The sequence below is a fragment of the Serratia oryzae genome (assembly GCF_001976145.1).
Taxonomy (GTDB): domain Bacteria; phylum Pseudomonadota; class Gammaproteobacteria; order Enterobacterales; family Enterobacteriaceae; genus Chania; species Chania oryzae.
In genome coordinates this window covers 222,133-229,598 of sequence record NZ_MOXD01000009.1, presented here as the reverse complement: position 1 = coordinate 229,598, position 7,466 = coordinate 222,133, and the positions used below count along the sequence as shown (strand labels likewise).

The window sequence follows — 7,466 nt, the reverse complement described above, 5'->3', positions numbered from 1 at the left end:
AGTTACGCGCTTTCGCTTGCTAACTCGAGGTGGCGTATATTACGCTTTCCTCTTTCAGAGTCAACCCTAAATTTCAGGTTTTTTCTCTGCGGTCCTGGATACTCTGTGAAGTGATTCACACGCTCCCGGTCGATGGAGGCGCATTATAGGGATCCTCGTTTTTTCCACAAGCCCTTTTTAGATCTTTTCTTTCCGACTGCGTACTTTTCAGCCCTTTCGTGTAGATCTTGCCCGATCGAGGCTATTTCACACGGGATCCGGCATATTGACTGGTTGTAATTCCATCACCAAAGTCTAGTATTGCCGGTAAATATGATCCTGACGTGAGGCTATACCATGTCCGATACAGTACGTTCTTATCTTCATTATTCCCCTCAGATCGGTCAGCGCGTGATGATCGATCCTTCCAGCGTCGTGATCGGTAACGTTGAACTGGCTGATGACGTCAGTATTTGGCCACTGGTTTCCATCCGTGGAGATGTGAATGCCGTAAAGATCGGTGCGCGTAGTAACATCCAGGATGGCAGCGTCCTGCATGTAACACACCAATCTGACTATAATCCGGCAGGCTATCCTTTATTGATTGGTGAAGATGTCACCGTCGGGCATAAAGCCATGCTGCATGGCTGCGTTATCGGCAACCGGGTTTTAGTCGGAATGGGCTCGATCCTGCTGGACGGTGCGGTAATAGAAGATGATGTGATGATTGGTGCAGGTAGCTTGGTGGCCCCAGGCAAACGCCTGGAAAGCGGTTACCTGTATGTCGGCAGTCCGGCACGTCAGGTAAGACCGTTAACACCGGCTGAACGGGAAGGATTAGTCTACTCATCTAACAACTATGTACGCTGGAAAGAAGAATACCTCTCCAAAGATATCTAATATTGAACGCCCCGCTCTAACCTACCGAGCGGGGCATTATTCAAACGGCCATTTCTTTGCGCAGATTGAATAACACAGGCTCGATTTCCGGCATCACACCATGCCATAACAGGAAAGCATGTGCCGCCTGCCCCACCAGCATCCCCAATCCATCAGCATAATGTTTCCCGCCCTGTTTCTTCACCCAGGTTAAGAATGGGGTTTCTCCTCGCTGATAGAACATGTCGTAACAACGGGTTGTGCTATTCACTATATTGGCTGGCAGCGCCGGGATCTCACCGCTGATCCCTGAAGCAGTCGCATTGATCACTAAGTCAAAATGCTGTTGATCAAGTTGATCCATCGGCAATGAGACGATCTCACCCAAATGTTGGAAGAGCGTCACCAACTCTTGTGCGCGACTAGAGGTGCGGTTGGTCATCACCACTTCGCAGCCAAAAGAGAGTAATGGCAGGATAACACCGCGTGCTGCACCACCCGCCCCCACCAATAGAATGCGATCGCCGGGTTGGATCAACTGTTGGCACTCAAGATCGGTCAGCAAACCAATACCGTCGGTGTTATCGCCCAACAAACCGCCATTCGGCAACACTTTGAGTGTATTCACCGCCCCCGCTATTGCTGCCCTGTCACTCAGTTCGGTAGACACTTCGTAAGCACGTTCTTTAAAAGGAACGGTGACATTGGCCCCCTTTCCCCCTTCAGCTATAAATTGCTGCAGCGCTACCTCAAATCCATCCAGCGGTGCCAGCACCGTACCGTAAGGATGCTCAATCCCGGTTTGTTCGGCAAACAGTGCATGAATGCGGGGAGATTTACTGTGAGCAATGGGATTACCGAATACCGCGAACTTCTCCATTAACATAACCTCTAGCCCTGACGAATTTGCTCGCCTGTTAAAGCATCTCTGATTTCAGAAGGATTCAGGCGCCCGCCAACCTGACCAGCCAGCACCGGGAAAGATTCGCCAAATTGCTGTTTTACCTCAGCAACGGTACGACACGGTTCTTGGCCGCTTAAGTTGGCACTGGTTGAAACCAGCGGCTTACCAAACTGACGACAGAGCTGTTGCACCAATGGATGATCGCTAACGCGAACCGCCAACGAGCTAAAGTGGCCGGTCAGGAAATGTGGTGTTTGCCGTTTGGCCGGGATCACCCAGGTGACCGGGCCGGGCCAACTGGCAAAAATCGCTGCACGCTGCTGCTCGCTCAACGTGCTGTCATCAATATAAGGTGCTAGCTGTGCATAATCGGCAGCGATCAGGATCAGACCTTTTTCCCACGGGCGTTGTTTCAAGGCCAGCAGTTCTTTGACGGCCTGTTCGCTATCCGGATCGCATCCCAGACCGAATACGGCTTCGGTTGGATAAGCAATGACCTGCTGATTTTTTAGCGTTTCTATAATAGGTGCAAATGCGGAAGTTTGTTCTGAGCTCATGGCATGCTTATTCTGTGGTGACGACGGGTTTTCCGCACAATTTACTGGCGCAAAAGAGGGTTGGGCCTTTTGCCGTACGTTTTTCCATCAGCAACGGGTAGTGGCAATAGGCACACTCACCGGCGATAGGTTTAAAGTTGAGGGCGAACTGGCAAGCAGGATAACGATCGCAAGAGTGGAACACCTTGCCATAACGTGATTTACGTTGCAGTAGCTTGCCTTGACCACATTGTGGGCAGGCAATGCTGGTTTCATCTGGCTTATCGATCACTTCGGTATGATCGCACTCGGGATAGTTTCCGCAGCCGATGAACATGCCATAGCGCCCCTGACGCAGCACCAGCGTCGCTTGGCATTTCGGGCACGTCTGCCCCTCTAGAACTTTGACAATATGGCCGTCAGCCTGCGCTTTCAACGGGCGAATATATTGGCATTCAGGATATTGGGAACAGCCAAGAAAGGGGCCGTGGCGACCACTACGGATCACCAGTTCGGCCCCGCATTCCGGACAAGGTTCATTTTGCCTAGCGGCAAAAATCGCGGTTTTTGTCATAACTTCTTTCTATGCTTGCTATCGACTCAGTGCAGATAGCCTTCGTTTACTTCAAATAACAGCTCTTCCATTTGCTGGTAGGCACTTTCATACCCGGGGATATTAAACAGCACCATCAACACTACCCATTTCAGATCTTCGAGATCAAACTCAGTGTTATCCAAAGCCATAACACGATCGATGACCATTTCACGGGTTTCGAGGTTCAATACTTGAATCTGTTCTAGGAACAAAAGGAAACCACGGCAACCGGCATCCAAACGCACACTTTCCTCTTCGGTGTAGATCCGCATTGCCAGCGGATCGGCATCCATAAAGTAAGGCGCATTCTCACCTTCCTGGAGGTCTGCAAGCTTCTCAAGCCAGTTCAGTGCGTTGTAAATATCATCTCGCTCGAATCCTGCTTCGGCAAGATCTGCGGTCAAGGTATCCTGATCAACTGACATCTCTGGCTCATTGTGGATATAAGTTTCAAACAAGTACATGAGTACGTCGAACATGGCCTGCCCTCCTTAATCGGACATAGCCGCCGGATACAGCTGCGATCCACCCTGCTAACTCCAGATCGAGTAACTTGATTACCACCTCTGGCACAGGTTGGCCGGCACGTTCAGCGACGACGTCAACAGGTGTCACCTCATATCCTACGTTAGCCAACACATCGGCAAATGGCAATTCAACTTGGGCCTCTGATGCAGAAATAGTTGTATTTTCATTCACAGACAACCAATGCAGGCCACTTCCCAGTTGTTCGGCGATGTCCTTAGGGCCGGTAACCAAGCTGGCTCCCTGCTGAATTAACCAGTGAGTGCCCTCACTCATCGGGCTCCCCAGCGCTCCTGGCAGGGCGAAAACTTCACGCCCCTGCTCCAGCGCGCAACGTGCTGTAATCAATGAACCGCTGCGTAACGAAGCTTCGATGACCACCACTCCCATACTTAAGCCGCTGATAATCCGGTTGCGACGTGGGAAGTGATCCGCCAGCGGCAAATCCGTAGCCAGATGTTCAGAAACCACCGCCCCACCCTGTTCAACGATTTGTTCAGAAAGATACCGATGGCGACGCGGATAGATATTGGCCAGGCCGCTGCCCAACACGGCGATCGTCACTCCTTGAGCCGCCAAAGCGGCACGATGGCAAATACCGTCAATACCGATAGCTAACCCGCTGGTGATAGCAAAACCGCAGTGCACCAGCCCAGTGGCAAAATCGTTCCCCCAATGCTCACCATAGTGGCTGAATTGGCGGCTGCCCACCATAGCGATCTGCGGTAATTGTAGAGCGGCTGGATTTCCTCTCACCATCAGTAAAAACGGCGCATCGGCAATATGTGTCAAAAGCTCAGGGAAACCCGGTTCGCCGTAAATCACCATCTGATTACCTGGTTGCTCCAACCATTTCAGCGATGCCTGCAGGTAATGCGTAGGGGTGTGGCGAAATTGCTCCCGTTGCTTATTATTCAAACCCAGCAAGTTCAGTAACGGGTAAGGATCTCCGCCCTCAATAACCAGTTGATGGATAATTTGGCTGGCTTGCTGCGCATTTATCCCAGTCACCGCATGCATACGTAGACCGATCTCCTCTCGCTGCATCACGCGTTCCCTCGCTAAAAGTATGGTGTTACCCATTGGTGCAATTGGTCAACGATGCTGTCAATCAAGCCAGGAAATGTCTAGAATAGAAACTAACTCCCTTTTATCACTCGGATACAGATCTAAAGATATATGTCAGTCTTGCAGGTATTACATTTCCCAGACGAGCGGCTACGCAAAGTTGCAGCCCCGGTAAAAGAAGTCAATGCAGATATCCAGCGCATAGTGGATGATATGTTTGAAACCATGTACGCAGAGGAAGGCATTGGTCTGGCTGCGACACAGGTGGATATTCATCAGCGCATTATCGTCATTGATATCTCCGAAAACCGCGACGAACCGCTGGTGCTGATTAACCCGGAAATGCTGGAAAAACACGGTGAAACCGGTATAGAAGAAGGCTGCCTTTCTGTTCCTGAGCATCGCGCTCTGGTGCCACGAGCAGAGAAAGTGAAGATCCGTGCGCTTGACCGAGAAGGGAAGTCTTTTGAGTTCGAAGCCGATGAGTTGCTGGCTATTTGCATCCAACACGAGATGGATCACCTGGTCGGTAAGTTGTTTGTCGATTACCTTTCTCCGCTTAAACGCCAGCGTATCCGTCAGAAACTGGAAAAAATGGCCAAGCTTAACGCCCGTGCCTAACCGATCAGGAAACTAACGTGTCTGACTCTTTACGGATTATTTTCGCCGGAACACCAGACTTCGCAGCGCGTCACCTCGACGCGCTGTTGTCGTCTGAGCACCAGATTGTTGGGGTTTTCACTCAGCCCGATCGCCCGGCAGGTCGTGGGAACAAACTGACGCCAAGCCCGGTCAAGGTACTGGCAGAACAGCACCAGCTCCCGGTGTTTCAGCCCAAATCACTGCGCCCGCAAGAAAATCAGCATCTGGTTGCCGATCTCAACGCCGATGTTATGGTGGTGGTTGCCTATGGCCTGATCCTGCCGAAAGCCGTTCTGGAGATGCCGCGCTTGGGTTGCATCAATGTGCACGGTTCACTGCTGCCCCGCTGGCGGGGAGCTGCGCCTATCCAACGGGCATTGTGGGCCGGTGACAGTGAAACTGGCGTGACGATCATGCAAATGGATGTTGGGCTTGATACCGGCGACATGATGCACAAAATCAGTTGCCCGATCACAACCAGCGATACCAGCGCCAGCCTATACAACAAGTTAGCGGAACTGGGGCCACAGGGGTTACTGGCAACGTTGCAGCAGTTGGCGACCGGAACGGCTCAGCGCGAAGTGCAAGATGAAATGCTGGTCACCTATGCAGAGAAACTGAGCAAAGAAGAAGCTCGCCTGGATTGGAACCTATCTGCGGCACAGCTTGAGCGCTGTATTCGCGCTTTCAACCCATGGCCAGTCAGCTATTTCACGATTGAAGACCAGCCGGTGAAAGTCTGGCAAGCAACGGTTCTGGCCGAAACAGCCGGCTCACAACCCGGCACTGTCGTTCATGCCGACAAACATGGCATCCAAGTTGCCACCGCTGACGGTATTCTGAACCTGACACAATTGCAGCCCGCGGGCAAAAAACCGATGTCAGCACAGGATTTACTGAATTCACGCCGCGAATGGTTTATACCGGGAAACCGGTTATAAAAAGCCCATTGCTCTTGCCCGGTCACAGTTGCCGGGCTGTTTCTTTCTTAATGCCGTTCGTTATCAGCTTCAGCCTATGAAAAACAATTACAATCTCCGAAGCCATGCAGCCAAAGCTATCGGCCAAGTACTGGATCAGGGGCAGTCACTCAGCACTGTTCTGCCTGCATTGCAAAAGAACATTTCAGACAAAGATCGTGCTCTGCTGCAGGAGCTTTGCTTCGGCACGCTGCGAGTACTACCTCAGCTCGAATGGTGCATTCAACAACTGATGGCCAAACCAATGACCGGCAAGCAGCGTACGCTGCATTATTTGCTGATGGTTGGCCTGTATCAGCTACTGTATACCCGTATTCCTCCGCACGCAGCGCTGGCTGAAACAGTAGAGGGGGCCGTAGCCCTCAAACGCCCGCAGTTGAAAGGCCTGATCAATGGCGTTCTGCGCCAATTCCAACGCCAGCAAGAAGAACTGTTGCAACGTGCGGCCAATAACGAAAGCCGTTACCTGCACCCAAGCTGGCTGCTCAAGCGTATTAAGCAGGCCTATCCAGCCAATTGGGAACAGATCGTTGATGCCAACAATCAGAAACCCCCGATGTGGCTGCGCGTTAATCGTCTTCACCATAGCCGTGATGAATACTTGCAACTGATGCAACAGGCAGGTATCGCCGCTGAGCCCCATAGCGAATATCGCGACGCGGTACGTTTGCTGGCACCTTGCGCCGTGACAGACCTGCCGGGTTTTGCTGACGGCTGGATCACCGTGCAGGATGCGTCAGCCCAAGGCTGTGTCGATCTGTTAGATCCGCAAGATGGCGAACAGATCCTTGATTTATGTGCTGCGCCGGGGGGTAAAACCACCCATATTCTGGAGGCTGCCCCAAAAGCCCATGTGATGGCCGTTGATATTGATGAACAACGTTTGGGCCGGGTAAAAGAAAACCTGCTGCGCCTGCGCCTACATGCCGAAGTCAAATTAGGTGATGGCCGCACACCGGCAGCCTGGTGTGGCGATAAACAGTTTGACCGCATCCTGTTGGATGCCCCCTGTTCTGCCACTGGTGTCATTCGCCGCCATCCTGATATTAAATGGCTACGTCGAGATAGCGACATCGCCGAGTTAGCCAGTCTGCAGTGCCAGATTCTCGAGGCTATCTGGCCACACGTAAAGTCAGGTGGCGTGATGGTCTATGCGACCTGTTCTATTCTGCCGCAGGAAAACAGCGAACAGATATCCGCTTTCCTGCAGCGCCACAGTGACGCTAAATTGGTAGAAACAGGTGATAATCAGTCACCAGGCAAGCAAAATCTTCCTCATCCTGAGGATGGAGATGGTTTCTTTTACGCTAAGCTGATTAAAATGTAACTATCAGGGCGCACTTTAGGGCGCCTACAAA

The 7,466-nt window shown here is 51.8% G+C and carries 9 protein-coding genes; 4 read left to right on the top strand and 5 right to left on the bottom strand.

What is annotated here, in order from left to right:
• Positions 1 to 336 precede the first annotated feature (336 nt).
• Entirely contained in the window at positions 337 to 879 is a 543-nt protein-coding gene (locus BMI79_RS17065; RefSeq protein ID WP_076943296.1) for a gamma carbonic anhydrase family protein, read from the top strand.
• 40 nt (positions 880 to 919) lie between these two features.
• On the opposite strand, the gene aroE is transcribed toward BMI79_RS17065, so the two are convergent.
• From aroE to dprA, 5 genes are read right to left on the bottom strand one after another with little or no spacing between them, the layout of a single operon-like run.
• Entirely contained in the window at positions 920 to 1,738 is an 819-nt protein-coding gene (gene aroE, locus BMI79_RS17060) for a shikimate dehydrogenase (RefSeq protein WP_076943295.1), read from the bottom strand.
• An 11-nt stretch (positions 1,739 to 1,749) separates the two neighbouring features.
• Positions 1,750 to 2,319 carry an L-threonylcarbamoyladenylate synthase type 1 TsaC gene (gene tsaC / locus BMI79_RS17055; RefSeq protein ID WP_076943294.1) on the bottom strand — a complete coding sequence of 190 codons (570 nt, stop codon included), beginning with the start codon at positions 2,317 to 2,319 and terminating at the stop codon, positions 1,750 to 1,752.
• 7 nt (positions 2,320 to 2,326) lie between these two features.
• The gene (locus tag BMI79_RS17050) at positions 2,327 to 2,872 is read right to left on the bottom strand and encodes a DNA topoisomerase family protein (RefSeq protein WP_076943293.1); all 546 of its coding nucleotides are present in this window, start codon (positions 2,870 to 2,872) and stop codon (positions 2,327 to 2,329) included.
• Between the two features lie 26 nt (positions 2,873 to 2,898).
• The gene (gene smg / locus BMI79_RS17045) at positions 2,899 to 3,372 is read right to left on the bottom strand and encodes a DUF494 family protein Smg (protein WP_076943292.1); all 474 of its coding nucleotides are present in this window, start codon (positions 3,370 to 3,372) and stop codon (positions 2,899 to 2,901) included.
• Positions 3,344 to 4,465, bottom strand: a complete 1,122-nt coding sequence (gene dprA / locus BMI79_RS17040) for a DNA-protecting protein DprA (protein WP_076943291.1) — start codon at positions 4,463 to 4,465, stop codon at positions 3,344 to 3,346. Before dprA ends, smg begins: the two co-directional genes overlap by 29 nt.
• 132 nt (positions 4,466 to 4,597) lie before the next feature.
• Between dprA and def the strand changes: the two genes are divergently transcribed.
• The 3 genes from def (at position 4,598) to rsmB (ending at position 7,435) form a co-directional block, all read left to right on the top strand.
• Positions 4,598 to 5,107: a peptide deformylase gene (def, locus tag BMI79_RS17035; protein WP_076943290.1), complete on the top strand. Its 510-nt coding sequence runs from the start codon at positions 4,598 to 4,600 to the stop codon at positions 5,105 to 5,107.
• A 17-nt stretch (positions 5,108 to 5,124) separates the two neighbouring features.
• Complete coding sequence (fmt, locus tag BMI79_RS17030; protein ID WP_076943289.1) at positions 5,125 to 6,069, top strand: methionyl-tRNA formyltransferase; 945 nt, start codon at positions 5,125 to 5,127, stop codon at positions 6,067 to 6,069.
• 76 nt (positions 6,070 to 6,145) lie between these two features.
• A complete protein-coding gene (gene rsmB / locus BMI79_RS17025) occupies positions 6,146 to 7,435 on the top strand; it encodes a 16S rRNA (cytosine(967)-C(5))-methyltransferase RsmB (protein WP_076943288.1) in 1,290 nt (429 codons plus the stop codon).
• Positions 7,436 to 7,466 lie beyond the last annotated feature (31 nt).